The organism is Bradyrhizobium sp. NAS96.2, assembly GCF_001908235.1.
Classification (GTDB): domain Bacteria; phylum Pseudomonadota; class Alphaproteobacteria; order Rhizobiales; family Xanthobacteraceae; genus Bradyrhizobium.
The window spans coordinates 1-731 of record NZ_LGHK01000447.1 but is presented as its reverse complement, the minus strand read 5'-3'; the positions used below and the strand labels follow the sequence as shown (position 1 = coordinate 731).

1 protein-coding gene is annotated in these 731 nt (G+C 58.4%); it reads left to right on the top strand.

The window, feature by feature from the left end; all coding sequences use genetic code 11:
- Positions 1 to 22: 22 nt before the first annotated feature.
- Positions 23 to 731: methane monooxygenase/ammonia monooxygenase subunit B (locus tag AC628_RS41870; protein ID WP_245321627.1), on the top strand; the 709-nt coding region annotated here is incomplete at its 3' end.

Here is a 731-nt window from a genome sequence, read left to right as displayed (position 1 = left end):
GTGGAGCGCGAACGACATTCCCGTGAACGGTGAAATCGTTGTCACCGGCAAGTTCCGACTCTTCCCGATCTGGCCAGTCAACCTACCCCTTCCCGAAGCGGCCTTTCTGGGAAACGGGACGCCGGGCTCGGTGCTAGCCCGAACCGAGAGCTACATTAATGGCGTCCCAGCAATTCAGTCCACCAAACTGGAGTTGAACCGGGACTATGAATTCAAAACAGTGCTCAAAGGACGAGTACCGGGCCACCATCACGTCCATCCGATGATCAACGTGATGGGAGCCGGGCCGCTGCTCGGACCGGGAAACTGGCTGACGGTGACGGGGAACGAAAGCGACTTCAAGCTTCCAATCAAAACTCTCAGTGGCGAGACTATCGACAATCTCGAAACCTGGGGCCTTGGCAGGGTGTTCTTCTGGCATGGCTTGTGGGTTGCGATCGCCATCGTGTGGCTTGTCTGGTGGTTGCGCCGACCGCTCCTGCTGCCTCGTTTTCGCGCGTTGACGGAAAAAGGCGGCGATCGATCTCAGCTCGTTACCGGCATCGATCGCCTATTTGGGGCCGGTTTGCTCGTGGCGACGATTCTCATCGTATTCTTCGGCTTTCAGGCGACCGACGCCGCTTATCCAAGGACCGTGCCGCTGCAGGGGTCCCGCGCAACCGTCGAGCCCCTACCGGAAGTGCCTGAGCAGGTCAAAGTTGTGGTCAACAAGTCAAACTATGACGTCCCTG